At 68.9% G+C, this 25,410-nt stretch carries 23 protein-coding genes and 6 pseudogenes; 9 read left to right on the top strand and 20 right to left on the bottom strand.

Translation table 11 applies throughout. The features are described 5' to 3' along the window. Positions 1 to 23: 23 nt before the first annotated feature. The 7 genes and pseudogenes from AB0L59_RS28535 to AB0L59_RS28505 all read right to left on the bottom strand — a co-directional run bounded on the left by AB0L59_RS28535 (position 24) and on the right by AB0L59_RS28505 (position 8,093). Positions 24 to 437 (bottom strand): ribonuclease domain-containing protein, encoded by a 414-nt coding sequence (locus AB0L59_RS28535; RefSeq protein WP_365589101.1) that lies wholly within the window; start codon positions 435 to 437, stop codon positions 24 to 26. A gap of 233 nt (positions 438 to 670) precedes the next feature. Continuing rightward, a pseudogene (locus tag AB0L59_RS28530) lies at positions 671 to 871 on the bottom strand (XRE family transcriptional regulator); the annotation flags it as partial. Positions 872 to 1,193: 322 nt separating this feature from the next. Then, on the bottom strand, positions 1,194 to 1,694 hold the full coding sequence (locus tag AB0L59_RS28525) for a GNAT family N-acetyltransferase (protein WP_365589098.1): 501 nt from the start codon (positions 1,692 to 1,694) through the stop codon (positions 1,194 to 1,196). 177 nt (positions 1,695 to 1,871) lie between these two features. Next, positions 1,872 to 2,153, bottom strand: a complete 282-nt coding sequence (locus AB0L59_RS28520) for a hypothetical protein (protein WP_365589095.1) — start codon at positions 2,151 to 2,153, stop codon at positions 1,872 to 1,874. Next, positions 2,153 to 6,850, bottom strand: coding sequence for a putative T7SS-secreted protein (locus AB0L59_RS28515; protein WP_365589093.1), 4,698 nt, complete (start codon positions 6,848 to 6,850; stop codon positions 2,153 to 2,155). The genes AB0L59_RS28520 and AB0L59_RS28515 overlap by 1 nt, the downstream gene beginning before the upstream one ends. Next, on the bottom strand, positions 6,850 to 7,500 hold the full coding sequence (locus AB0L59_RS28510) for a hypothetical protein (RefSeq protein WP_365589091.1): 651 nt from the start codon (positions 7,498 to 7,500) through the stop codon (positions 6,850 to 6,852). Before AB0L59_RS28510 ends, AB0L59_RS28515 begins: the two co-directional genes overlap by 1 nt. Then, a complete protein-coding gene (locus tag AB0L59_RS28505) occupies positions 7,500 to 8,093 on the bottom strand; it encodes a hypothetical protein (protein ID WP_365589088.1) in 594 nt (197 codons plus the stop codon). Before AB0L59_RS28505 ends, AB0L59_RS28510 begins: the two co-directional genes overlap by 1 nt. Before the next feature lie 646 nt (positions 8,094 to 8,739). On the opposite strand from AB0L59_RS28505, the pseudogene AB0L59_RS28500 reads away from it, so the two are divergent. Next, positions 8,740 to 9,439: pseudogene (locus tag AB0L59_RS28500) on the top strand (transposase); the annotation flags it as partial. 137 nt (positions 9,440 to 9,576) lie between these two features. On the opposite strand, the gene AB0L59_RS28495 reads toward AB0L59_RS28500, so the two are convergent. Further along, positions 9,577 to 10,836 carry an MFS transporter gene (locus tag AB0L59_RS28495; protein WP_365589086.1) on the bottom strand — a complete coding sequence of 420 codons (1,260 nt, stop codon included), beginning with the start codon at positions 10,834 to 10,836 and terminating at the stop codon, positions 9,577 to 9,579. Positions 10,837 to 11,465: 629 nt separating this feature from the next. Between AB0L59_RS28495 and AB0L59_RS28490 the strand changes: the two genes are divergently transcribed. Then, positions 11,466 to 12,113 (top strand): FUSC family protein, encoded by a 648-nt coding sequence (locus tag AB0L59_RS28490; protein ID WP_365589083.1) that lies wholly within the window; start codon positions 11,466 to 11,468, stop codon positions 12,111 to 12,113. A 138-nt stretch (positions 12,114 to 12,251) separates the two neighbouring features. Here the strand turns inward: AB0L59_RS28490 and AB0L59_RS28485 are convergent, their stop codons facing one another. Together AB0L59_RS28485 and AB0L59_RS28480 are read right to left on the bottom strand one after the other, a co-directional pair. Then, positions 12,252 to 12,698 carry a cupin domain-containing protein gene (locus AB0L59_RS28485; RefSeq protein ID WP_365589080.1) on the bottom strand — a complete coding sequence of 149 codons (447 nt, stop codon included), beginning with the start codon at positions 12,696 to 12,698 and terminating at the stop codon, positions 12,252 to 12,254. A gap of 56 nt (positions 12,699 to 12,754) precedes the next feature. Next, complete coding sequence (locus AB0L59_RS28480; protein ID WP_365589077.1) at positions 12,755 to 12,895, bottom strand: hypothetical protein; 141 nt, start codon at positions 12,893 to 12,895, stop codon at positions 12,755 to 12,757. Positions 12,896 to 13,040: 145 nt separating this feature from the next. On the opposite strand from AB0L59_RS28480, the gene AB0L59_RS28475 reads away from it, so the two are divergent. Both AB0L59_RS28475 and AB0L59_RS28470 read left to right on the top strand, forming a co-directional pair. Then, positions 13,041 to 13,280, top strand: coding sequence for a hypothetical protein (locus AB0L59_RS28475; protein WP_365589074.1), 240 nt, complete (start codon positions 13,041 to 13,043; stop codon positions 13,278 to 13,280). After that, a complete protein-coding gene (locus tag AB0L59_RS28470) occupies positions 13,280 to 13,657 on the top strand; it encodes a fic family toxin-antitoxin system, toxin component (RefSeq protein ID WP_365589071.1) in 378 nt (125 codons plus the stop codon). The genes AB0L59_RS28475 and AB0L59_RS28470 overlap by 1 nt, the downstream gene beginning before the upstream one ends. A gap of 282 nt (positions 13,658 to 13,939) precedes the next feature. On the opposite strand, the pseudogene AB0L59_RS28465 reads toward AB0L59_RS28470, so the two are convergent. After that, positions 13,940 to 14,065: pseudogene (locus AB0L59_RS28465) on the bottom strand (arsenite S-adenosylmethyltransferase); the annotation flags it as partial. Positions 14,066 to 14,203: 138 nt separating this feature from the next. Continuing rightward, positions 14,204 to 14,896 (bottom strand): TetR/AcrR family transcriptional regulator C-terminal domain-containing protein, encoded by a 693-nt coding sequence (locus AB0L59_RS28460; RefSeq protein ID WP_365589068.1) that lies wholly within the window; start codon positions 14,894 to 14,896, stop codon positions 14,204 to 14,206. A gap of 53 nt (positions 14,897 to 14,949) precedes the next feature. Here AB0L59_RS28460 and AB0L59_RS28455 point away from each other — a divergent pair, with 53 nt between their 5' ends. From AB0L59_RS28455 to AB0L59_RS28445, 3 genes are all read left to right on the top strand, one after another. Then, positions 14,950 to 16,068, top strand: a complete 1,119-nt coding sequence (locus tag AB0L59_RS28455; RefSeq protein WP_365589065.1) for an NAD(P)/FAD-dependent oxidoreductase — start codon at positions 14,950 to 14,952, stop codon at positions 16,066 to 16,068. Positions 16,069 to 16,125: 57 nt separating this feature from the next. Beyond that, on the top strand, positions 16,126 to 16,737 hold the full coding sequence (locus AB0L59_RS28450; protein ID WP_365589062.1) for a site-specific integrase: 612 nt from the start codon (positions 16,126 to 16,128) through the stop codon (positions 16,735 to 16,737). Between the two features lie 275 nt (positions 16,738 to 17,012). Next, positions 17,013 to 17,504: a hypothetical protein gene (locus tag AB0L59_RS28445; protein ID WP_365589059.1), complete on the top strand. Its 492-nt coding sequence runs from the start codon at positions 17,013 to 17,015 to the stop codon at positions 17,502 to 17,504. Positions 17,505 to 17,522: 18 nt separating this feature from the next. Here AB0L59_RS28445 and AB0L59_RS28440 read toward each other — a convergent pair. Then, positions 17,523 to 17,770, bottom strand: a pseudogene (locus AB0L59_RS28440) (transposase); the annotation flags it as partial. A 427-nt stretch (positions 17,771 to 18,197) separates the two neighbouring features. Here AB0L59_RS28440 and AB0L59_RS28435 point away from each other — a divergent pair. Next, positions 18,198 to 19,031 (top strand): PIG-L family deacetylase, encoded by an 834-nt coding sequence (locus AB0L59_RS28435; protein ID WP_365589056.1) that lies wholly within the window; start codon positions 18,198 to 18,200, stop codon positions 19,029 to 19,031. Between the two features lie 807 nt (positions 19,032 to 19,838). Continuing rightward, complete coding sequence (locus AB0L59_RS28430) at positions 19,839 to 20,624, top strand: pentapeptide repeat-containing protein (RefSeq protein WP_365589227.1); 786 nt, start codon at positions 19,839 to 19,841, stop codon at positions 20,622 to 20,624. Between the two features lie 21 nt (positions 20,625 to 20,645). On the opposite strand, the gene AB0L59_RS28425 is transcribed toward AB0L59_RS28430, so the two are convergent. From AB0L59_RS28425 to AB0L59_RS28395, 7 genes and pseudogenes are all read right to left on the bottom strand, one after another. Continuing rightward, a complete protein-coding gene (locus AB0L59_RS28425) occupies positions 20,646 to 21,032 on the bottom strand; it encodes a 4'-phosphopantetheinyl transferase superfamily protein (RefSeq protein ID WP_365589224.1) in 387 nt (128 codons plus the stop codon). 73 nt (positions 21,033 to 21,105) lie between these two features. Beyond that, a pseudogene (locus AB0L59_RS28420) lies at positions 21,106 to 21,222 on the bottom strand (4'-phosphopantetheinyl transferase); the annotation flags it as partial. Then, entirely contained in the window at positions 21,223 to 21,360 is a 138-nt protein-coding gene (locus AB0L59_RS28415; protein ID WP_365589241.1) for a hypothetical protein, read from the bottom strand. 56 nt (positions 21,361 to 21,416) lie between these two features. After that, positions 21,417 to 21,461 (bottom strand): annotated as a pseudogene (locus AB0L59_RS28410) (hypothetical protein); the annotation flags it as partial. A 349-nt stretch (positions 21,462 to 21,810) separates the two neighbouring features. After that, positions 21,811 to 22,443, bottom strand: coding sequence for a uracil phosphoribosyltransferase (upp, locus tag AB0L59_RS28405; protein ID WP_365589221.1), 633 nt, complete (start codon positions 22,441 to 22,443; stop codon positions 21,811 to 21,813). 116 nt (positions 22,444 to 22,559) lie between these two features. Next, positions 22,560 to 24,401: an HAD-IA family hydrolase gene (locus AB0L59_RS28400; protein ID WP_365589053.1), complete on the bottom strand. Its 1,842-nt coding sequence runs from the start codon at positions 24,399 to 24,401 to the stop codon at positions 22,560 to 22,562. Between the two features lie 35 nt (positions 24,402 to 24,436). Beyond that, on the bottom strand, positions 24,437 to 25,390 hold the full coding sequence (locus AB0L59_RS28395; protein ID WP_365589051.1) for a pseudouridine-5'-phosphate glycosidase: 954 nt from the start codon (positions 25,388 to 25,390) through the stop codon (positions 24,437 to 24,439). Positions 25,391 to 25,410: the final 20 nt, after the last annotated feature.

The raw sequence follows: 25,410 nt of genomic DNA, 5'->3' as shown, positions 1-25,410 counted from the left end.
GTCCGGACAGTCGCGGCTGAGGCTCAGCGCATTCGGGTGAACGTCAACAAGCGATCACCGGTGTACCAGGCGGATCCATCGGTGCCCGTGACGATTCGCTCCGAATCCCGAGGGTGGCCCGGCTGCTTGCGGTTGACGTCCCACTGCAGGTAGTGAATCGGGTTGCCGTCGGCGTCCACCCCGGGCAGGACGCCGTCCCGGTTCGGCCACGCCTCACCACCACGGGTGCCTGAGTTGTCGTGGGGCGGCCACTGACCAGCGTCGATCAGGCTGAGTGTGCGCTGAGCATGATCTGGCACGGCAGTGCCCACGGAACTGACGACGTGGTCGGCAGGGGCGGCCGTGGTACCGGGGCGGGTGATCGCCGAGGCGGAAGGCGTGAACAGGACCACAGCGGCGGCAGAAACCGCAGCGATAGCCGTCATCTTCTTGATCATGACCGGTAAACGAGCCCGTGCCCGCCTGGGTACTGGCATTTCTCATCGGCCGGGTGCTGCTGAGCACAGGCGGCCCCGAGCCGTTCGCCGGCCGAGTGGACGACCCCGTCGCCACAGTCCAGCGCCACCCTGACTTCGCCAATCACGCCCGTGCGCAATCCGCCACATCAAGGGCGCATACGCCCTCTCGGATGCACGGTCACATCCGGGGCTCGCGGGCTGGTGGGGAGCGGCTACCACAGGTCGAACTCGAGGTGCTCGATGTCCGTGAACCGGACCTCTTCCAGGCTTCCGGCGCGGCGGCCGCCGTCCTGGAAGTACACCTCCTTGAGCGCTTCGGCCGCGATCTCCTGAAGTGGGGCGTCGCTGGCGCCGGCCTCCTGGGCCTCGAAGAGGCGGGCGGCGTAGATTGGCGGCGGGGCGAAGGTCAGGTGGTCGTCCCCACGCACGTGGGAATCCATCGGACAGAGGACGCTCTCCTTGGGACGGTCGCTCGGCGTCCCCACGCACGATGCTCCAGCAGTCCTTGCCCGGCAGATCCGACAGCAGCCCCAGCGCCAAGTCCCGCACCCGAGGCCGAGGTTCGACCCGTGAGAACCGGACCGCTGTCCGGCCCATGAGAATCTCGAACGCCTCTGCCAGCGGGCAGGATCCACGCTGTGACCCGCGGCCACCGCATGGTCTTCAGTCTCCACACACCGATGACCAGCGGGTGGCCGCAGCCTTCCCACAGCCGGTCCACCCACAAGATCCGGTCTACGGCTGGAGCACCAGGTCGCGCTGGTACCAGGTGCCAGGCTTGCCCCCGAGGTCGGCCGGGTCTGCCGGGCCAACCGGGACGAACCCCGCCTTGATCAGCACCCTCTGGGACGCGCCATTGTTACGGGAGGTGGCCGCCCGCAGTGTGCCCAGCCCGTGCCGCGCCACCGCCAGCCGGCACAGCTCCCGAACGGCCGCGGTCGCCACGCCGCGGCCGGCGACGTGCTGCGCGACCCGGTAACCGAGCACAGCAGCGCCGTCCTCGAAGTCGTACAGGTTGAACCGGCCCAGAACCGAGCCGTCCTCGGCCACGAGCACGTAGAAGGCTCCGATGCCGGCCATTTGCTCAGCCAGCAACGCGCTGTACCGGTCGGCGAACTGGTCGAAGAACTCATCACCGCGGTCGGATATCGAGGCAGCGAAGTAGGCGCGGTTCGCCACCTCGAAGGCCAGGACCGCCGGGGCATGGCCGGCATGCAACAGCTTCAGCTCGGGCACCGCCCGAGTCTACCTGGATGATGCGTTGAGGCCACCTGAGTTTCCGCCGGCGCCAGACAGCCCCCAAGAGCCCGGGCACATGACGATCTACGGCTGGATTCGTACCCATGGGCAAGCCCTACCGGTTCAGAGCCGACGTCGCGTCATCGTCCCGGAATACGTTGCGAGGCGCTGCCGTCAGCCCGCTTTGAAGGGCTTCAACGCCAGAACCTCATGAATGTTGAGGAATCGGCATTCGCCCGTCTCACAGTGCACCGAAATACAGTTGGGTCCGTAGTTGAAGTACTTGTCGTCCCGGGTTTCGATGTACTTCACGGACTGGAAGCCAAAATAGAAGAACTCACCTTTTTTTGTGGCGAATTCGCCGTTGCCAAAAAGCGCGAACTGATCGCTCCACTCGGCAAACTTCTGACGCAGAGCCTCCGCCGCCAGCCGCTCCGCCTGGTCCATCGTGTACATCAGTTGGTCCTCATCAGCTTAAATGTCTTGTAAAGCATCGGGTCGACGAACCCGGTCTGCACATCGCAAAACAGCACATGCCCCTGGTGGTTCACGACATTGAACACATGGCCGTACAGGCCGTCTTCGGGCATTCCGGCCACCAGACCCCGAGCCCCGTGGCCAGAAGATCGGATGTGGTCGACCATATCCCAGAATCCGGTGTCCTTGAAGTCTCGTCCATACACACTCTCGAGCCTGTCCAGGGATTGGAACCCAATGTTACCGGGTACGGGCTTGATGCCCTCACCGGCCAGGTACCGGTCGAACGCCTCGCCCACATAGGTGCAGTTACTCATCCCCCCTTCGGGGTTGAAATACTTTGCCAAGTGGGAAAGATTGGGCGTCTCGTACGGCTTGGGTGGGAGCAGGGTCTTCTGCGGTGCGAGACCGAGGGGATCGCAGGTGACCGACGGCCGATCCACGTAGGTGGCGGGATTGGCCGCCGGAGCCAGCCCCAGTGGGTCCAGGCTGACGTACCGGCCCACTTCAGGGTCGTAATACCTCAGATAGTTGTAGTGCAGGTCCGTCTCCGGGTCAAAGTACTGCCCCGGAAAACGCAACGGTGTATAGGCATTGCTCCGCACCGACCACGACCGTTTTCCCCAGTTCGTGGCCCGCGACCGCCAGGCGATCTCTCCGGACTCGTCGATCAGTTCACAGGGAGATCCCGAGAGGTCGGTCACGATCGCGAAGAACCGGGCATCCACCTCTTCCTGCGAGGCGGTGGCCATGGTTCTGCGTTCGCTCTGAGCAACCGCTTCGGCTCCGTTGAGATGCCACGTCAGGGTCACCGAGTCGGCCGAGGGGCCCCAGCTCGTCGTCTGTTCGCACAGCGAGACGCCGTCCCAGCTGAAGTCCACCTGCTCGAGTACGTCGACGCCGTTCTCGGCGATGCGCCGCTTGCTGACGCGTCGGCCCAGGGCGTCGTACTGGTACCGCCATACCGTGCCGTCCGGAGTGATGACCCGGGTGAGCCGGTCTTCCGCGTCCCAGCTGTACCGCCAGGTGTCCGGTTTGCGGGAGATCCGGGTCTTCTGGCGGAGCACCACGCGTCCGGCGGCGTCGTGCTCGTAGCGGATCCGGCCGGCGCGCAGGAGATCGGCACCTTGGTATTCGCGCTCGCCGCAACCGTCGTCTCCGAATTGGCGCGCGGGCCAGTCCGCCGACACCTGGTTACCGAGCGCGTCGTAGGCGTAGGCCTCCGCCCATCCCTGTCCACTGACCCGTGTGGTCCTGCCCGCCAGGTCCAGCTCGAACCGTTGAACGCCATTCAGTTGATCATCGACCTTGATCAAGCTGCCGTCGGCGCGGTACTCGTAGGCGCGGGCCTGGACACGCCCCGCAGAGCAGTCCACCGCCTGGGATGCCAGTCGGCCAATTGCGTCGAACGAGCGGGAAATGGTCAGGGACTCGTCGAACCGCCGGCTGATTTCCCGCCCGACCTGGTCGTGCTCCAGCGTGACGGTACGCCCGTCCGCCAGGAGCCGGCTGAGCTGTCCCGCCGCGTCGAACCGCCAGACCGTCTCGGCGCCCGACGGCGTCGTGCGTCGACTCAGTTTCCCGAACTCGTCGTACTGATACGCCACTTCCCGCCCGTTGATCCGCTCGGAGATCAGGCGGCCGTGTCGGTCGCGCAGCAGGCTCAGGTCCGTATGAGAATTCTTGGCCTGAGCGATCTGATCGGTGAAGTCGTAGGTGTACGCCATCACCTCCCCGTCGACGTTCTTGCGTACGACCTGCCCGAGTTCGTTGTGCTCGAAGGAAACGACCTGCCCGAGTGCATTCGTGCGCGAGATGAGCTCACCGGCGGCGTTGTAGGAGTAACGATTGACTCGGCCGCCGAAGTCGGTTTCAACGGCCAGTCGGCCAACCGCGTCGTATTCATAGGTCCAGGTCAGCCCATGCGGATTGGTCACTCGGGTCAGGCGGAGTTCCTTGTCGTACTCGAACTCGTAGCGAGAACCGTCGGGCTCGATGCGTGTCGTCATCAGATCGAACTGCGAGTACTCGAAACGGGTCACTCCGCCGATCGTGTCCGTGTGCGTGAGGCAGTTGCCCTCACCGTCGTACGTCCACGCTTCCTCGGTCCCGTCCGGATTCCGTCGGCGGGTGATCCTACCCTCGATGGACCATTCCATCTCGCCGGTCGCGCCCGTGGGGTCCGTGATGGATATGACGCGACCGAGGGCATCTCGCTCGTATCGCATGACGCCGCCCGTGTGGTCACGTATCTCGACGGGCAGGCCGGCCGCGTCGCAGCGTATTTCGGTCACCCGGCCGTGCTGGTCGCGCAGCGCGCAAAGATGCCCGGACGCGTCGTAGGTGAAAGAGGTGCCACCGCCCGCTGAATCGGCAACCGATGTCCGGTTCCCACGGTCGTCGAACTCCTGGCGGACCGTGCTCCCGTCAGGGCGCACCATTCGGGTGAGCAGTCCACGATCATCGTAGGAGAAGGTCGTTCGCCGGCCGTCCGGGCGGATGATCTCCGTCGGGTTGCCCATGTCGTCGTACCGGTAGGACGTCGTACGGCCGATGGCGTCGGTCTCGGACAGCAGACGGTTGAACCGGTCGCGGGTGAAGCGTCTGGTGTTCCCCGCGGGATCGACGATGGCGACGACCTGGTGCAGGTCGTTGACGAAGTACTGGCGTACCGCGCCCTCTCCGTTGACCGCCGTCGTGGTGCGCAGCCCGGTTTCCGGATCCCTTTCGCCGTAGGACAGCCGGAGGCTCATGTGCCCTTCGGTACCGCCCTGCGCGATGCACCGGTCCCTGTCGTCGTACGCGTACGCGTAGGCGTGTCCCTTGGTGTCCGTCCACGAGGTCACCCGGCGCGCCTCGTCGTAACCGAACCTGAGAGGCAGCCCGGACGAGTTCCTGACCTCGGTGAGATTGCCTTGCGTGTACCGGTACCGGATCAGCTGGAGATCGGATCCGTCGTTGGCCCCGCCGACCAGGTGTACGCCGGTGACCAGCCCGTCGGTGGTGTCGATCCGCAGGCGGTATCCACCGCTGTGGGCGACGGCCGAGGGAACTCCCGCCTCGTCGTACTCGAAGGTGATCCAGTTGCCGTTGCTGTCGTCGATCTGCACCAGCTCGGCGAGTTCTTCGTTCCGCTCGGTGAAGTGCCATACCTGCCGCGTCTGCGGGTCGGTGACGGTGTAGCCGTCCACTTCCCGGCTCAGGGGCCAGCGCGGGCCGTGTGTGGGCAGGACGGGCAGCCCGGGCGCCGGGTGCGGGTAGAAGAGCCGCATCCCGTCCTCGTGGAGGAAGCTGATACCGGCGGAGGTGATGTCCAGTCGCTGATCGACCGTGCTCGCCCAGGACGGCCCGAATCGACGGCCGTACGTGTAGCCCGACTCCACCCGGCGCTTGAAGGCGAACTCCAGCGCACCGGGGAGCGTCACGTCGGTCTGGGTCAGGTACATCTTGCCGGTGGCCAGGTTGATCGGGTCCGTGCCCCCGGACTCCACGTCGCCCGGAGTCTGGCTCTCGGCCGCCCCAGGTGCGACTTCGCCCTCTGCGCCGGCCGCCTCCGCTCCGTCGGCGGCGAGCACTCCCTCGTCCGCGGCCGCTCCCGCCCCGTCCGTCGCCACGGCCAGGACGGCTTGGGGGGCGAGTTCCCCGAGGAAGTTGCCCGGGTCCGACGAGAACGACTTCCAGGCCGACTGCAGGGCGCGTTCGGGATGCGTGGCCATGCTGACCACGCCGCCGAGCAGCTGCACCTTGTTCTGCAGGAAGGCGGCCGGATGCGTCAGGTTGTAGGGGTCCATGGGGTCGAGGCTGCGGAAGAAGTTGACGATGCCCGCCGTCCCCTTGACGACGCCGCCGAAGACGTGCGCCGCGTCGATGGAGTCGGATGCCAGGAGATCCACGCCGTCCAGCTTCAACTGCTGGACGGCCGAAGGCTCCTTCGGCGCGTGCTGCAGCGCAGCCCTCAGCTTGGTCTCCGTCTCACCGGCGACCTTGTTCCGCTGCCTGCGGGCCGCGTCGAGGACGTCCTGCGCCTCCTGCATCGCGTGCTCGCCGGGATCCGTCTCCGAAGGGCGTGGCCCGGGGTCGTCGCTGCCCTGTTCCACCTTGTGGTTGTACGAGTCGACCTGCTCGCCGTACGCATCGGAGGCGGACTTGCCCTGCTTGTACAGGCGGATCGCTTCCCGCGCCTGCCCCTGGGCCCATTCGACGGTGTCGGCCAGGCCGTTCAGCGCCGTGGCCGCCTCCTGGCAGGCTGCCGCAGCCTGCAGCCACTTGGTGGGGTGCAGAGCGAACCTCTCACGGAAGGTGTCCGCGGCCTCGCCCTTCCAGCCGTCCGAGTCGACTGCCTTCATGCCCACGCCGACCTCCTCGAAGGCCATGGCGAACACCAGCAGGTGCTTGGCCTTCTCACGAATCGTCGACGGCTTGCCGTGGATCAGATCGGCCGGTTCGACATCGGGCCCCAGCTGCCGTTCGGCAACGTGCGCACCGAGATAGGAGGCGACCCGGTCCCCGCCGTGCCGCACCTTCTGCGCCATGCCGTGCGCACCGACCTTGTCGAGTGCGTCGCCGGTGAGGTCGGCTCCGTCGTCGATCAGACGCCCGGTGTCACGCTTGGCGTGGTCGTAGAGGCTCTTGCCCCCGCTCAGGAGCTCACCCCCGAGCTTGCCCCAGCTCGACATCAGCCCTGACCCTCCTGCTTCAGGCCGAGCGATGCGTTCACCGCGGCGTTGTAGTCGTCCTGGTCCATCCCGGTGAGAGTCGGCGCCAGCTCCACGCCCGGCACGGTCTCCGCTGTCGCCAGGTCACGTCCCATTCCCTTGAGGGTCTGTTCCGAGGCCGTGAGACCGTCTCGAAACGACTTCTCGCTGTAGTCCGGATGCAGCCAGCCGGGCGTGGCCAACCGGCCCCAGCTCTCCTGGTCGATCTGCTGCTCGGAGGCGTACGGGTTGCCCTCCAGGGAGTTCAGGCCGACCTTGAGCGAGTTCTTCACGGTCTGGTCCGTCTGATACATCGTCCCCGCCGCCAGGCCGACCCCCGCCGCGAACGCGTTCCCCTCGTCGATCAGGGCCCTCACGCCCCATTGCCAGCGCTCGCAGAACGAGTGGAAGACGGCGCCGACGCTTTCGTCGCCGATGGTCATACCGTCCATCTCGAGGTCGTCGAAACCACGTCCCGTGCCCGACCGGCCCGCGTCGTTGACCAGCCCCAGCTTCCCCAACTCGCCGAGGGCCTTGTCGATCCCGTCGGCGATCAGCGCCAGCCCGACGACCCGCAGATCGGGAGACCCACCCGCACTCGCCCCGCCGCCACCACCGGCAACCGCCTCCATTACCGTCCTTCCTCCCCGGCTGCACGATGTTCCGGCCCGTTCACCGCCACCGCCTCCGGCACCACTCCGGCCACCGGCGCCAGCACAAGTCCGCGTGCACCGTCCGCCGCGTCCACCAGCACGCCGCACGGTACCCCCGACCCGGCCACCGCCGGTACGACCGCGTCGAGGAGAGCGGCACCCCACACGCTCCGGTAGCGCCATGCCCGTCCGTCATCGCCTCGGGCCACCGCATACCGCGCCAGCGCCGCCTCACCGGTGAAGGCCAGGATCCAGCGCACTGCGCCCATATCCACCGTCAAAGGGGCTTCCTCGGCGCTCGGGCCGGGCAACGTCCCCACCGGCACCAGCACCCGTGACCGCCGGAACTCGCCCAGCTCGGCAAGAAACCGAGACTGACGCGCCTGCACACGTGCCGCCTCCTCCTCGGCGACCGGTTCGACGTGAGGCAGGGCGGGCCCCCGGTCGGCAGGAGCGCCGGCGTCCACCGGCGCGGCGTTCACCGCGGCGGTGTCACCCGAGGTGGCGGTGACATCGCCGTTCGATTCCTCGCCACCGGTACGGATCACCGTTTGATCGGCGATATCGGCCAAGCGCGATCGTGGCGGCGCCGGCACACCACCGCTTGCCACCGCCTCATCGGGACCGCCATGCCGCTCGGCCCGCCACACAGCCCCCGTGCCGCCGCTCGTACCCGGCGATTGTCCTGAGTCCACCATCAAGTCCTGTCGCGGGGCACTCTTACAACCCCGTTCAGCGATCAAACTTCAGCATGATCGCAAGGCGTGATCAACCGTTTCAACCACTTGGCCGCCAAGCGTGGTTAAAGGAACGATCAAGATCGAAGAGCTTGCTCAGCGGCGCACCCAGACCGAACGGACACACCACCGGCGAAGGCCTGTCGGCGCCGGAGCGACGCCCCGGCCGGTCGCCGGGCAGGGGCTTTCTTGTCCCAGTTCTGGCGGGCGGCACAACGGAAAGAGTCGGCGTGATCAGCGCCCACGTGTAGCCGTGGGTGTTCCGGCCTCCTTGGAGCCGGGCAGCATCCCCTCGCCGAAGCGGGGGTGTCCCGGCGGACAACACCGCCGCGATCCCCAACACTTCGTCCTCCCCCGCCGACGCGGGTGTTCCACACGGAGACACCTTGTCCAGCATCGCGGCGCAGTCCACCTCGCCGACGCGGGGTGTTCCGTCGGTGACGGCATCTCACTTGGCTGCCCGGGTGGGCTGTCGGCCGTAGTGGTGATCGTTGAGCGGCTGGTGCCGGACGAGTTGTGGGACCTGTTCCAGCGAGTGGTGCCGGAGGCGCCGGTGCGGCCTCAGGGTGGTGGACGTCGGCGGCATGGTGACCGGGAGGTGCTGGCCGCGATCGTGTTCGTGGCCACGTCTGGCTGCACGTGGCAGCAGTTGCCGGCGGCGTCGTTCGGGCCGTCGGGCGCCACGGCTCATCGACGCTTCGCCGAGTGGGCGAAGGCCAGGGTGTGGGCCAAGCTCCGTCGCCTGGTCCTGGACGAGCTCGGCTCCCGCGACGAGCTCGACTGGTCCCGCTGTTCGATCGGCTCGGTGAACATGCGGGGGCTCGAAGATCCACTTGGTCACCGGGCGGACCGGTCTGCCCTTGTCCGTCGGGATCCCGGGGGCGAACCTGCACGACAGTCAGGCCCCGATCCTGCTGGTGAAAGGTATACCGCCGATCCGCTCTCGCCGCGGCCCACGACGGCGTAAGCCGGGCAGGCTCCACGCCGACAGGGGGTACGACTACGACCACCTGCGGCGATGGTTACGGCAGCGTGGGATCACCCACCGCATCGCCCGCAGGGGAATCGAGTCCTCGCAGCGGCTGGGCCGCCACCGGCGGACCATCGAACGCACCATGACCCGGCTCGCCGGCTGCCGCCGCCCACACCACCGCTACGAGCACAAAGCCGAGCACTTCCTCAAACACCACACCGTTGTCAGCCAACTCCGAGCAGCCCCAGTCCACACGGCCGACTACCACTGCCGCAGGCACCCAGAACGCACCCACGACCTTCTCAGGCAAGCCTCAACACCCCAGCTCACACCCCACCCAACGCATCAACTGCGAACCCCGCAATCACACAGGGGCTTGGAGGGCCAGCTGCCGATGACCGCGGCGCAGAGGCACGCGGCGGTGCCGAGCAGGAGCGCGTAGCGAGTGCCGGCCGCGTCGGAGAGCGCGCCGATGATCGGCGAGCCGATCGGGGTGCTCCCGACGAGCGCCGTGGACCACAGGGCCGTTACCCGGCCACGGTAGTCAGGCTCGGATGCGAGCTGGATGGTGGAGTTTCCTGTCGTCAGGAAGATGATGCTGGCCGCACCGGCCAGCACGCATGCTGCGACGGCAGTGGCGACGTTGGGAGCGGCGGCGACCAGGCCGACCGCGATTCCGAAGGCGATGGACGCCTTGGTCAAACGCTTCACTCCGGTGCGGGCTGAATACGCGGCGTAAAGCCCTCCGCCCACCGCTCCGGCCCCCAGCGCGGCAAGCAGCCAGCTGTACGTGGTTTCGCTTCCGCGGAAGGTGTGCTCGGCAAGGAGCGGCAGGCTGACTTCGAATTCGAAGGTAAAGGCTCCCACGAGGGCCATCATGAGCAGCGGGCGGATGATAGCCGTTTTCGAGGCAGCGTAGTGCAGGCCCGCGCGGAACTGGCCGCGGGCGCGCTGGACGGGTGCGCTCGGATGCAAGGCGTGGACGTCGAGGCTGAGAAGGGAGGCAATGACGAAACCGAAACTGGCCGCATTGGCCACGAAGCACCAGCCGATGCCGACGGTGCTCACCAGCATTGCCGCAATGGTTGGACCAATGACCCGGGCTACGTTGACGGAGGTGCTGTTGAGCGTGACGGCGTTTCGGACGAGGTCGTGTCCGACCAACTCCTGGACGAAGGCCTGCCGTGCTGGATTGTCCACTGCGCTGAACATTCCGAACACCACGGCCAGGACGATCACCTGCCACAACCTGACCGAACCCGTCAGCACGCTGGTACCGAGGAGCGCGGAGACCAGCCCGAGGCCGGCCTGTGTGGCGAGCAGCACACGTCGCTTGTGGAAGCGGTCGACCAGGAGTCCCGCATACGGGGAAAGCAGCAGGAGCGGCGCGTACCGTGCCGCGGTTGTCAAGCCGAGAAGGGTGCCGGAATGTGTTAGCCGTAGTACGAGAAGTGCCTGGGCAACGGTCTCGACCCATGTGCCGACCAGGCTGAGGCTTTGACCGGCGACGTAACGGCGGAAGTTCGGAACCGAGAGGGCCGCAAACATCTTCGCCTGCCGTCCACGCTTCCTAGGGGCGTCGGCCGGTGTGGGATTCGAGGACATACGCAGGCTCCTGCCGAGTTGGCCGGCGGGCGACGACGTACAGTGAGTCGCCGGAGTGCCGCGGCGTGGACTGGCAGTGGCCGCGCAAATGGCAGCCTATTCCTGGGGACTGGAACTGCACTCGCAAGGCGAGACCCGTCGCCCACTCCCGTCCAGCGGAGCAGTTGATCCACAGATCTGCGACTATTTCACCGATTCCTGAAGCGCGGAGAGCGGCACTCCGAAAGCCGGGGCACTATCTTCGACGGAAAGCACACCCATCCAGCGGGAAATGTCGACGGGAAGGTCTTGCTGATCGCGGTGGACAGCTCGTGATCACTCGGATTAGTTGCCCCGGGAAACTCGCAGTGGGTGCGGTTGCGGGAGCAAGGGCAGCGGCGCTTGTGGCACCACTCGTGGCCGCAGCCTGGGCAGGTCGGGTGATCCTGGGGGTCGCCGGCTCGTTTGGGGCGTACTTGATAGTGGCCTCGTTTTCCCGGCTGTCCAGCAGGCCGCGTGGCGCGCTTCTTCTTGCCGGAGCAGTGGGGCTCAGCGCCAGTTCGGCGGCGGGTCTCCTGGCAGTTCGGGTTCTTCCGGCCTTGCTGGCGGGTACCGCGGTTTTGGCTGTGGCACAAGGTCTGTGGGAAGTCGTGGACGGCCCGCTGCGGATGGCTGCTGCGATGTCGGCGTTGGCCTTCCTGCTGGCCGGGATCAATCTCGCCGCGGCGATCCAGTGGTGGGAGTACGCGGCCGGTTTCGCCGCAGGCGCTTTGTGGCAGGGCGTCGTCATCGCCGGCACGGCCCCGGCGTCGGGGCCTTCGCTTAGGGCCTGTTTGACAGATCTGCGAGTTCGCTGGCGCGAGGGGGCACGCTATGCGAGCACGCTTGCGGCGACTGGCGTCCTCGGCGTCGCCACGGCCTGGATCTTGCCAGTCCCCCATGCCGTATGGCTGGCGACATCAGCACTGCGCGTAGCCAAGCCTGACACCGCGACACTGCGCCGCCGGGCGCTGTCACGCGTGGTAGGGACGATCGGCGGGGGCATGACCGCCGCACTGCTGCTGACACCACCGCTGACGTTGGCGGAACGGGCGGTTGTCATCGCGCTGACGGTCTGTGCCATGCAGCTGGCCGGGGCCGCCCATTACGGTTGGTGGACGCTGTGTCTGACCATTGTCGCCTTGTTCTTCACCAAGGAGCACGGTACCGACGACTGGCGACTGGCCGGCGTCCGTATGAGCCTGACAGTGGCAGGAGCCGCACTCGCCCTCGCTGTCTGCCGCCTCGCAGACTGGTAACGAGTCCTCATTTTCGCGGTTCCCCAGGCTGACCGTTACGGCTCCGGACGGCTGCCTCGTGCCCGAATCGTTCGATTATCTCGGAACTCCCTACCGGGGCCTGTCAGGGCCGCCCGTGCGGGCCGGACGACGCATCTGTCACGGGTGGGTGTAGTCGACCGCCGCGGGCTCGGCGTACTCGTCGAGTTCGGGCAGGTTCACGACGATGGGGTCGACGCCGGAGCGGATCACGGCCCAGACCGTCTCGGATTCCGTGGAGGCGTTGATCTCCTGGTGGACGATGTGCGCGGGGACGAACACGAAGTCGCCGGGTCCGGCCTCCGCGGCGTTCTCCAGTTTGTCGCCCCATCGGAAGCGGGCCGTGCCGCTGACGATGTACAGGACCGTCTCCTGGTCGCCGTGGTGGTGGGGGCCGGTGGCGGCGCCTGGCTTGACGGTGCTGCGGAAGGCCGACAGGTGGGCCGCGTCGGGGTTGCGCCCGTCAAAGGCGACCTCCCGGAACAGCCCCGGGGTCTGGGGGGTGTCGCTGTCGTACTGGTCGCTGTGCACGACCCGGACCTGGGGGGTGGAGTGGGTGGCGCCCATGAGATTGTCTCTCCGATGTCAGGGGGTGGTCTTCTTCGGTGGGGTCCGGCCGGCGGTCAGGAGTGGCCTCCGACGGCGAAGAGGAGGAGGCAGACGATGGCCAGGTCCACGAAGCCGAACGCGTCGCCCGCCATGCCGAACGCGTCGCCCGCGATGCCGGGGGCGAGGACCGATGCCGGGGGCGAGGACCGCCTCATACGGGCCAAGTACCCGCTCGCAGGCAGCCGCACCGGCCGAGGCACGAACCCTCTGCGACGCCTTCGTCCGCTGCGCCATGCCGGCCTCCGGGCGATGTCCTTCTCGGGCTCGACCACGTATGGTAACAGCCGTTACCATGCGGGCATGGCCAAGACACAACTCGGCGCTCGCGTGGACCAGGACGTCGCGGATCTCGCGAAGAAACGCGCCGCCGACCTGGGGCTGAGCATCGGCGACTATCTCGCCCGGCTCGTGCAGGACGATGCCAGTGGCCTCCGGGCCCGGGCGGTCGATGCGGCCACCCGATTCCTGGCCGAGCACCAGGCGGTGTTCGATGAGGCTGAGGAAGCCCAGCAGGCACCCAGGGGAGGTCGCGCGGCCTGATGGACCTGCACGTCGACGTTGCCTGGATCCTGCAGGTCGCCGAGGCAGCCGGGGCGAACGATCCGGCCCCCGAGGACTACGGTGTCCCCCTCTCAGCAGTCGCCCGTCACCGGGGCGAGTTGTTCGAGGAGCCCATCTACAGCGGCCCCTACGCCAAAGCCGCCGCCTTGGTGCACACGCTGGGCCGATGCCGCTGGCTCGAGCGCTCCAACATGGCAGTCGCCGCGGCAACCGGCGTCATGTACCTCGAAGCCGCCGGGATCCCCGTCAAGCCCGCCCGCTCGGATGCAGTCGCCCTCAAGGACCTGCTCCTTGATCCTGCCTGCACCGCCGAGAAGATCAAGACGTTGCTGCGGACCTGGCCCACCACCACTTGAGCCGGCAGGCCCGGCACCCGCTCCCGGGGCGCCACCGTGCTGACGCACTGCCCGGCGGCAGTACCCCGCGTGTAGGCAGGCGCTGGCCTGGTCCGGTATCGGCCCGCGGCCGACGTTGTCCCACCCGTGAGCCTCTGGCCATCTCGGTCACCGCGACTTGCTGCCCGAAAGCTACGTCTGGGCTGACCACCAGTTCGAGGAGCGTACGTGCCGCGCCGCTGGGTTGCCCGATGCCACCTCTCGGAGTGGTGCATCGAACCGGCCTGCCAGCAGATGCCGTTGCAGCAAGGTGGGGTTGCCGCAGCCCAGCAAGGCGGCGACCGCCTCGGCGGGCACGGTGTCGCGCTCGTCGGCGGCGCAGAGGGTGGAGCCGAGGTCATCGTCGATCTCGATGGCCTCGGGGTCGCAACGGGGGTGCCGCCTCGGCGACGGAACGCTCCCCGCGCCCCGACGGCGGCACCAAGGTGATGAAGTGGTGGCGGCGCAAGCCCGCACGGCCCGTGGACACCGACCCCGACCTCGCTCACACTCGGCAAGAGCTGAGCGTCACGCCGGCGGCTGGGTGAGTTTGGCGGCCACGGCGTCGAGGACCCAGTCCAGGCCGGTCGCGAAGGATGTCTCGGCGTCCACGTCCGTGCCGTCGTACACGGCCTTGGCCAGCGCCGGGAAGCGGCCCGTGGCCAACATCCTCGTCACATGCGGGCCGGAGGCGCGCTGCCAGTCGCGCTTGGACAAGCCCGTGGCGCGCTCGGCCCGCAGGTTCGCGATCTCGCGCCTGATCGCGCCAGTGAAGTAGGCGCTGACAGTCTCCACAGCGCGCATGACGGTGTCGACGTCGGCGAGGCCGTCGAGGGCGGCCAGCGTGGCCTCGGTCACGGCGAGGCCGTTCGGGCCCAGGGTCGGGCGGCCGCCGAGCAGGTCGGCCAGCCATTCGTGCCGGAGGGCGGCCTGCCTGGTGCGGTGGGCGAGGATGCGCAGCGCCTCCCGCCAGTCACCGGGCTGCTCCTCGGGGAGAATCTCGGCCTGGACCTCGTCCACCATGAGGTCGAACAGCTCCTCCTTGGTGGAGATGTATCCGTACAGCCGCATCGGGCCGGCGTTCAGCCGGGCGGCGACCTTGCGCAACGACACCGCCTCCAGCCCGCCCTCGTCGGCCAGCGCGATGGCGGCGGCGACGATCCGCTCCCGGTCGAGCGGCACGGGGCGAGGCGGCGGCTCCGGCCGGTCCCACACAGTCATGGTGCCATTGTACTGTTGCGATGCATCGTAACGGCCCAATACAGTGTATCGACATGAGACAACGCATCGCTGTGGTCGGGGGCGGTCCCGGCGGCCTTACCTTCGCACGCGTCCTGCACCGCCATGGCCACTCCGTCGCCGTCCTCGAGCGCGATCCCGCCCCCGACGCCCGCCCCCCGGGCGGCACGCTGGACCTGCACGAAGGGCTGGGCCAGCTCGCGCTGGACAAGGCCGGGCTGCTGGCGGAGTTCCAGGCGCTGTCCCGCCCCGAGGGGCAGGCCATGCGCATCCTGGACCCGGACGGGACCGTCCTGCGCGACTGGCGACCCCGTCCAGATGAGCGGGCCAATCCCGAGATCGACCGCGGGCAACTTCGTGACCTGCTGCTCGGCCCTCTCGACGTCCAGTGGGGCCGGAGCGTGACGCAGGTGGTGCCGGGGACCCGGGATGGCGCACGGGTCCATTTCGCGGACGGGCGACAGGAGACGTTCGACCTCGTGGTCGGCGCGGACGGCGCCTGGTCCCGGATCCGCCCGGCAGTCTCGTCGGTGACGCCGCACTACACCGGCGTCACCTCGGTCGAGGCCTCCCTCGACGACGTCGACACCCGCCACCCCGACCTCGCCGGGTTGATCGGCGACGGTTCCGTGGCTGCGTACGGCGTCAACCGCTCCCTCGTCGCCCAGCGCAACAGCGGCGGCCACGTCAAGGTGCACGCCAAGTTCCGCGCGCCGCTGGACTGGCACATGAACCTGGACGTGGCCGACGACGAGGCCGTGCGATCGAGCCTGCTGGCCCTGTTCGACGGTTGGGCCGCTCCCGTCCTCGGCCTCCTCCGCCACGGCACCGCTTTCGTCCACCGCCCCCTCTACGTCCTACCCGTGTCCCACACCTGGACCCACGTCCCCGGGGTGACGCTCCTGGGCGACGCCGCCCATCTGATGCCCCCATTGGGGGCGGGCGCGAACCTCGCGATGCTGGAAGGCGCCGAACTCGCCGAGTCCATCGCCACCGGCCCCGGAGATCTGGACGAAACCGTCCGCGCCTTCGAGGAACAGATGTGGGCACGGGCCGGCAGGTGGGCGAAGATCACGACGGCCGGTCTGGAACGCCTCGTGAGCCCGGACCCCGCCGAAGCCCTCGCTCTCTTCGACCAAGTCCAGCCATCCTGATACTTGCTGGTCTGCGAGCGCGATGGCGTCGACCCGGTTACCGCGAACCGACTGCACGTGGCCGCGTTTGTGGAGGACCTGAGCTCACGGCCGAGCCGTCGCGGCCCCGACGTCGTCGCGCCGGACTCCGGGGTCGGCCTGGTGACCGCGACGCTCACAACGGCTGGTGCCGGTGCGGCTGTTCTACGACCACCTCATCGAGGAGGGACTGCGCGAGCCGAACCCGGTCGGCCGCGGCCGTTACGCGCCCGGCCGGGAGTTCGGCGCGAACAGCAGTGGCTCGGCCTGCTGGACCTCGTGCGTGACGAGACGGTGTGCAACCGGGTGATGCTCGCCCTCGCCTACGACACCGCCCCGCGGCGCGAGGAGCTGTGCTCGCTGCGGACGGACGACCTCGACCCAGCGCATCGGACGCTGCGGATCCGCGCCGAGACCACGAAGACCAGGCGCGAGCGCGTGGTCCCGTACTCAGCGGCCAGCGGGGTGCTGCTGTCCGGCTACCTCGCGCACAGGGTCACGATCAGCCGGGCCCGCGGCCCGCTGTTCCTGTCGGAGTCACGCCGCGACTACGGCCGGCCGACGGCTCTTTGGACCTGTCGAAGGTGGTCCGGCGCCCCGCGCTGGCTGCTGATCTGCCCCAATTCTCAACGCACACCACGCGGCATCTGAGCCTGACCGATCCGGCCCGGATGGGCGGGGAACTGCACGCCATCGCCACCTTCGCCGGCCACCGCAGCGCCTGGTCGGCGGTGACCCACATCCCACCTCTCCGGCCGGGAACTGGCCGAGAAGCCGACGCCCGCACGTCCTACAGCACGCGAACTCGACGCACCGACGACAGCTCGCTTCCTGCCGCTCGTTGAAGTCCGCCAAAGCGGGCCGGGTTCAACGCGGCGCTGATATCGGAGTGCGAAGAGGTTCCCGAAAGTGCCACAGTCACTGTCGTGACCTTGATGGACGTGCTCGTCGACTTCGCCCGCACCGGCCGGATCGGACCGCTTCGCTGCGGGATGCCCTTGGCCGACGCCGAAGATCTTCTCGGCCCGGGACGTCCGCACCCGGCCATCCTCATGAAAGGGCCCGACATTGACGGCTACCCCTACTCCTGGGACGGACTGAGGCTGGTCGTCACCCAGCGGCGGGTCAGCGGCCTCTGGGTCAACCTCTCGCCCGGCTCGACCGCGAAGCTCCCACGTCTCGTCCTGCCCGAGTCCGGGACCTACGCGGCAACGATTCAGCGCGAAGAACTCATCACAGCCCTCGACATCGCAGGCTGCCTGCATGAGGTCAACAGCGTCCTCACCTTCGGTCGGCAGTCGAGCATCCTCACCCAGCCCGCCGACGTCTGCGCGGTCTTCAGCCTCCCAGGCCGGGACGACCACGTCCTACACCGCGACCGGCACTACCTCGACGTCATGCACAAGCACACCGCTTGACACCGCTGATTCCACAGAAAACGGTGGGAAGTCGTGCGGCAGACAGCGCCATGGAATCCCGTTCCGGTCGACATAGAGGACGGCGTCCATGATGCGGCGCAGGTCACGTTCGGGCGGCCGTCCGATGTCCAGGCCCCTGCCTCTTCGCTCCGCCAGGCTGTGAATGCGGCTTCCAGTAGGCGCCAACGCGCGTCGGACAGGTCGCTGGGATACGGCCGTTGTCGTCCCGTGTTTCGGTGGTACCGTCCTGCAGACTCGTTCCCCAAGGCGCAAGAGGCGTCAATCGGGGACGCCTTGGGATCAGACAGGTTGCCTCAGCGAGGACTTCTGCCCGAGCAATTTCAGGCCAACCGGACCCACCAAAGCCACCAAACACTACTTCAGGGACAAAACGTTCAGTGACCCTACACCAGAGCTGTGGGGTCGGGAAGTCGTTCCGACGTGGCGCTGAGACATACAGGTCGCGCCTGTAGCTCGTTCGCGTCGGAACGCCGGCGCCTGGAAGGCCAGGCGGCCGCGCCGGGAACAGCCGGTCCGGCCGGCACGGTTACATGGACCGAGGGACCGGCGCCGCACGGGCGGGGAACACGGAGACCACAAGGTCCGTCCGCCCGACCAGGATCCGGGCCCCGGGATCGCGGTACACCCGCCGCGCTATCGGACCAAGACGTATTTCTGCAGGAGGACTGTTTCATGACTGACCGGCCCTTGACGCTCATGGCAGTACACGCCCACCCCGACGACGAGGCCACCGGAACCGGCGGGGTCCTCGCGCGGTACGCGGCGGAAGGCATCCGCACGGTTCTCGTGACGTGTACCGACGGTCGTTGCGGTGACGGACCGGGGGGTGTCAAGCCGGGCGATCCCGGGCACGATCCGGCAGCGGTCGCTTCGATGCGCCGTCAGGAACTCGAGGCGAGCTGTGACGTGCTGAAGGTCAGCGATCTGGAGATGCTGGACTACGCCGACTCCGGGATGACGGGCTGGCCGAGCAACGACGCCCCCGGATCCTTCTGGCAGACCCCCGTGCAGGAGGGCGCGGCCCGACTCGCGGAACTCATGCGGCACTACCGACCTGATGTGGTCGTCACCTACGACGAGAACGGCTTCTACGGCCACCCCGACCACATCCAGGCCCACCGCATCACGATGGCGGCGCTGGAGATGACCGCGCTGACACCGAAGGTGTACTGGACCACGATGCCTCGCTCGATGATGCAGCGGTTCGGTGAAATCATGCGCGAGTTTCATGAGGACATGCCGGAGCCGGATCCTGCCGAGGCCGCCGCGCTGGCCGAGATCGGACTCCCCGACGATGAGATCACCACGTGGGTGGACACCATCGCGTTCAGCGGCCAGAAGTTCGACGCGTTGGCCGCGCACGCCAGTCAGGGCGAGAACATCTTCTTCCTCAAGATGGGCAAGGAGAGGTTCGGCGACTTGATGGGCATGGAGACCTTCGTACGCGTCCAGGACGCCACCGGCGCGGCCATACCCGAGAACGATCTCTTCGCCGGACTGCGCTGATCCGCCCGCCCGGGCAGCCCGCGTCCAGGCCCTCGCCGGCGGCGTCGACGCGTGCCCGCGCTTCCGACCCGACACCGCGCTCGTCCCCGAGACACCTGGCAACCGCACAGGCGGGAGGCCTGGGCTGCTGACTCGGAAGGTGCGCGACAGCCCAGTCACAAGCCCGGCGGTCTGCTCCGACCGAGGCAGACCGCCGAGGAAGCGACACGAAGCGTGGTTGCCGCGTCTGCTGGCCCTCGGGCCGGCGGTGCGGCTTTGCAGCATACGGATTGAGCGGTCTCATGCAGCATCCCGACCGAGACCTCGGCACGGCGCCGCCGACCGCTCGGATACACGGCACCTGCCGCCTGGACCCGGACGACCCCGGCCCCGGCACCGCTCGGTCGGGCACCGCGCGCCGTCTGCGAGAATGAAAGCCGTTCTCGGAGCGCCACGGTATGCGGTGCTCGTCGCCCAACAGGAGCACGCACGGTGTCGCCACAGCACGGAGCCCCTTCTTCCTCCGGGGGGCGCAAGCAGCCCTCCTCCGCCGGGGGACGTCGGCGGTCGTCCACCGCCGGTGGTCGGGGACGCCCGTCCCAGGCGGGTGAGCGCAGGCGTGCGTCCGCAGGCCAGGGCCTCGACGGCGGTACCCCGAGCAAGGATCGGGAGCGCGGCGCTGCGGGCCAGGACCGCACCAGCCGGCAGGCCGGGAACGGCCGGCCCACCGGCAAGCACCGGCCTGGCTCCGAGAACCAGGACCGCAGGCCACGCCGGGACGACCGCCGGGCGCCCCAAAGCCGCAAGACCGCCGAGGACCGCAAGGAACTGCAGGCCGACTGCGCCAACTGCTTCGGCCTGTGCTGCGTGGCCCTGCCCTTCGCCCGCTCAGCCGACTTCGCCGTCAACAAGCCCGCCGGCCAGCCGTGCTCGAACCTCCAGCAGGACTTCCGTTGCGGCATCCACGCGCAGCTGCGCGACAAGGGCTACCCGGGCTGCACGGTCTTCGACTGCTTCGGGGCCGGGCAGAAGGTGTCCCAGATCACCTTCGGCGGCACCGACTGGCGTCAGGCGCCGAAGACGGCGCGCTCCATGTTCCAGGTCTTCCCCGTCATGCGGCAGCTGCACGAGCTGCTCTGGTACGTCACCGAGGCCCTCGACCTCGCACCGGCCCGCCCCGTCCACAAGGAACTGCGGAAGGCGCTGGCCCACATCGACGGCCTGACCCGCGGCAGCGCCGAGTCGATCACCCAGCTGGACGTGAACGCGCTGCGCGGCGAGGTCAACACACTGCTGCTGCGGGCCAGCGAGCTGGCCCGAGCCCAGGTCCCGGGCCGTAAGAAGAACCACCGCGGAGCCGACCTGATCGGCGCGAGACTGTCCGGCGCCGACCTCAGAGGGGCGAGCCTGCGCGGCGCCCTCCTCGTCGCGGCCGACCTCAGCGAGGCCGATCTGCGCGACGCCGACCTGATCGGGGCCGACCTGCGGGACGCCGACCTGAGCGGCGCGGACCTCACCGGCGCGCTGTTCCTCACCCAGGCGCAGCTGAACGCGGCCAAGGGCGATGCGGCCACCGTGCTGTCCCCGGAGCTCAGCCGGCCCGCTCACTGGTAGGCAAGGGGATCGCCACGGCGGTCACCACCAGCCCGTGCCCGACCCGCCACCGTCCGTGGGGGCGGTCCACGCGCACCCCGCCCACCGCCGGGCCGGGCACCCGCAGGACCGCGGTGTACCGGGCTCCGGGTCGGGCGTGATCGCGCACTGGTCGAGGTCCAGCCGGCGCCCGGTCAGCGGGAACCACGCCTTGTAGACGCTCTCCTTGGCGCTGAACAGCAGGCGGTCCCAGTGCCCACCCGGGTGGGCGGTGCCGAGCCGGTCGAGTACGGGCCGCTCCTCGGGCAACGTGATCAGCTCGCGCACGCCCTCGGGAACGGGTTCGCTGGGCTCTCCGTCCACGCCGAGGGCCGCGGTGGAGGAGCCGGACGCGACGGCGGCCGCGTGGTAGCTCGCGCAGTGGGTCATGCTGCCGACGACGCTCGGGCCGGCGAGGTGCCCGGCGGGCCCACCCCGGGCCGCTCCCGATGGGCGTGAGCGGCCGGGGCGCCAGACCGAGCCTCGCCGGCGCCCGGCGCGCACACAGCCGGACCGTGCCGAACTCCCGCCGCCGCTTCTCCACCGCACCGGCGACGGCCTTGGCCTCCCGAGGGAACAGCTAGACCCCGTCGACGGAGCAGGACGGCTCGGCCACGGCAACGCCCTCGGGCAGCAGCCCCTCCAGCAACTCGCCCGGCACCAGGTACCGGTTGCCGCCGGGGAGTCCCGCCTGGTGCGCCCCGGCGCGTCGCGCCACCGTCGCGGCAGCACGTCCCGGTAGACGCCGCTCTGGTAGTTCGGCTCGTCGAAGGCGAACGCGCGGGTGGCGACGGGATCGGGCAGGTCGACGATGTGCACGCTGCCGGTGGGCGTGTCGCCGTCGCCGGCAAGGGCCGGCCCCCCCCCGGGCGATCATCTCCTTCGCGTCCCGGTCCATATATGAGCGATGCTCTTGATATGACCGATGCTCTTGCTCTACTGGGCCGTTGGTAGATGGCTGGTGCCGGGGAAGAACCGGTCTGCCACAGCCTGGAGGCTGACGCCACCGAGGTCCGTGTCGTTCCCCGAGGTCCGGGCGGCAGCCGTCACGCGGCTTCCGGCGGGCACCGGGCTGGACGGCGGGCCGGTGGTGTGGGAGCAGGACCGGCTGCCGTTCGAGCCGCTGTCCGGTGCCGTCCAGCGGCGCGACGACATGCTCGTCCGTCGGCTATCGCTCCGTTCCGAAGTAGCGGTCTCCGAAGTCGCCGATGCCGGGCACCATGTAGGCGTTCTCGTTCAGCCTCTCCTCGATCGCGGAGGTCACGATCCGCACCCCGGGGAAGCGCTCGCACACCGCCGTGATGCCTTCCGGCACGGTGATGAAGTTGACGAAGACTATGTGTTCCTCGGGCACGCCCACTTCGAGCAGCAGCTCGATGGCGGCCACCGCCGTGCCGCCAGTCGCCAGCATCGGGTCGAGCAGGAGGACGTGCCGGTCGGCGACGTCGTCGGGGAGCGCCTGGTAGTACAGGTGCGGTCGCTTGGTCGCCTTGTTCCGCTGAATGAGGATCTTGCCGATCCTGATCCCCGGGACCACCGCGCGCAGCTCGCTCTCCATGCTCTCCCCGGCACGCACGATGGGCACGGCGAGCAGCCTGTCGGCAAAGCGCAGCCCGTGGTACGTGCTGCCGACGGGAGTCTGGACGTCGTACGGCTCGAAGGGCAGGAGGTCGAGGGCGGCCTCGGTCAGGAGGCGGATGATCCGGCCGGCGTGGAAGACGAAGTCCTGACGGCTGGCTTCCCGGTCGCGGATGACGGTGTGCAGGGCGCGCAGCTGGTTGGTCTGGGGCAGCACGTGGATGTTGCGGCCGAGGTACTGCTCGATGGATGCGACGGGTGCGGGGCCGGTCCACGCGGTCACGTCGGTGGTCTGCTGGAGTGCGGTGGTCATCTCTGGTCCTTGCGTGAGGAGGGTGGTCAGGCGGCCGGCGGCTGTTCGAAGGTGGGCGGAAGCTCGGGGGTCGCGGTGAACTGGCCCGCGGCGACCCGGTAGATCGACCTGCCGCCCGTGCGATGCCACAGCTCGCGCATCACGTGGACGAGTTTGGGGTTGTGCTCTTCCTCCTCCTCGACGGCCCTGGCGATGTGCCAGTCCCATTCGCGGGTCCAGCGGGGGTCGCCGAGGTCGTCCGTCGCGGTGTCGAAGAGGTCGTCGAGCGCGGTCAGCTTTCCGGGACGGGAGAAGTGGCCGCGGGAGAACAGCACGCCGAGGATGCCGGTCCAGTAGGCCTTGACCACGTCGGGGCGCTGTCCGGCAGGGAGGGCGTCGGAGATGGCCCGCATCGCGTGCAGTGCGGTGATGAGGTGCAGGAGCAGGAAGTCCCCCGGTTCCGCCAGGTACAGCAGGGTGACCAGGTAGGCGAGCTGGTCCCAACTGGCAGCGGGGTCTTGCCCCTCGATCCAGCCGGGGGTGTCGTGGATCAGCGGGTGGCCCTCGCCGAGCATCCGGGCGATCCGGTACTGGAGCCCGGACCTGAGCAGCTCCGGGTGGATGCCGGCCGAGGTCTCCGCGACCAGGTCCTCCACCCATGCGGCGAGCTGCGGCCGGTTCGTCTCCCAGTGGCCGGCGATGCGCAGCAGCGAGTCCTTCGGCCCCTCCGCGCTGTGTGCGTCCGAGGTGACTGAGCGCTCGGGATGGCAGCTCACATAGGAGAAGGCCAGGTAGGAGATGCCCTCGATGGCCATCCAGCGGTGGCCCGTGGCCAGGGCCCAGCCCAGGTGGATGGTCGCGTGCTGGAGCGCTCCGGCCCAGCCGGGGAGCAGGTGCGGCAGGTAGCGGCGCAGCAGTTCGGGCATCCCGAGTTCCCGCTCGCGCCGGTCGAAGAACTCGCAGTAGGCGGCCCAGTCCTGGCGCTTGCCGACGAGTTCGAGCCAGTTGTCGTCGTCGACGGTCCGCCCGGGCGGCCTGGCCGGTTCGACCGCGCAGCCGTACGGCGTCATCCTGATGTAGTTGTCGTGGTAGTCCTTGATCCGCTCCGGCGCGACGCCGAGGCCGGCGAGCGCGACCACGGCGTGTTTGACGTGGTTGGTCAGGTGACCGTTGAACTCGATGTGGTACGTACGGTCGTCCAGCAGCCCGTCGACCACGCCGGTGTCGCGCAGTGTGCCCAGGATGTACGCCACGACCTCGGGGAACGTCTCGGCCACGTGGGAGGGCCGGGCCGACGCGAGTTCCGCCCGCCCGTGCACTCCATAGGTGACCGCGATCGCCCCGGTCCCGGCCGCGTGCGCCATCTTCAGGTCGTGGGTGGTGTCGCCGACCATCACGGCGTGCTCGGGGCGGGCGCGGAGCTGTTCGAGGATGCGCAGCCCCGACTCGGGGTGCGGCTTGGGGTGGGAGACGTCGTCCGCGCCGATCAGCACGGCGAAGTGCTCACGCAGTCCGGCGGCGGTGAGCAGGGCCTCGGCGCTGGTGTGGAACTTGCTCGTGGCCACCGCCAACGTCACGCCGTGGCTGCGCAGTTCGGCGAGTCCCTCGGCGACGCCGGAGAAGACCAGTGAGCGGGCGCGGGGCAGGATGACGGTGCGGAACGCCTCCTGGTAGCGCGCGACGCCGTCGGCGACGCGGGGGTCGTCCTGCGGGACGCCCAGCAGCTTGGCGAACGCCTGCTCCAGTGGGAGACCGATGGTGGCCCGGACGTCCGCCTCGTCCCGCGGGCTCTCACCGAGGGCCTCGAAGGCGGCGGCGAAGGTCTCGACGATCGCCCGCGGGGAGTCGACGAGCGTCCCGTCCAGGTCGAACATCGCCACGTGTGTCACGGCTTCCTCATGTCCTTCCGTTTCCCTGGCGGTGCTCACTGCGTCTCCTCGCGTCGGAGCCGGGCGTGGGCGGCGGCGAGCCGGCCGCCGACCTCGGCGGTGTTGATGAGGACGGCCATGTTGGCCGTGGCGGAGCGGCCCTCGGTGGCGCGGTCCACGGCGCGCATGACGTACTTCGTCACGGCACCGCCCCGCACCCCGTCGGCCTCGGCGCCGTGCAGCGCCGTGGCGATGGCCTCCTCGAGGTCGTCCCCGTCGATCGCGTCCTCCTCCCGGGTGGGGCTGGTGATGAGGACACCGCCGGGGCTGCCCAGGGCCCAGTGGAGGTCAACGGCCCTGGCGATCTGCGTCTCGTCGTCCAGCCGGTGCGGCGCGCGCAGCCCGCTCGAACGGCAGTAGAAGGCCGGGAAGTCGTCGGAGCCGTAGGAGATGACGGGGACGCAGTGGGTCTCCAGGAACTCCATGGTCAGGCGGAGGTCGAGGATCTTCTTCGCGCCGGCGCAGACCACCGCCACCTTGGAGCGGGTGAACTGGATCAGGTCCGAGGAGATGTCCATGGTGGTCTCGGCGCCGCGGTGGACCCCGCCGATGCCCGCGGAGGAGAAGAAGGTGATGCCGGCGAGTTCCGCCGCCACCAGCGAGGAGGCCACCGTGCTGGCGCCCATGCCGCCGGAAGCCAGCACGGCCGGCAGGTCCCTGCTGCTGACCTTGGGGATGCCGGGGGTGGAGGCGAAGCGCTCGATGTCCGTGCCGGTCATCCCGATCAGGATCCGGCCGCCGTCGATGCCGATGGTGGCGGGCACCGCACCGCCGGCTCGCACGGCTTCCTCCACCTTGCGGGCGGTGGCCGCGTTGTCCGGGTAGGCGAGACCGTGGGTGATGACGTTCGATTCCAGGGCCACCACCGGGTCGCCGTCGGCGAGGGCCGCGGCCACCTCCTCGGTGAGGACCAGCGGGACGGAATGCGGGACGGGTGTGCGTGTCGTCATGGGTTTCCTTCCAGGAACCG

It is taken from the genome of Streptomyces sp. NPDC052109, from assembly GCF_040680195.1.
Taxonomy (GTDB): Bacteria; Actinomycetota; Actinomycetes; order Streptomycetales; family Streptomycetaceae; genus Streptomyces.
The sequence above is the reverse complement of the archived record's forward strand: the minus strand, read 5'-3'. Positions and strand labels throughout refer to the sequence as shown.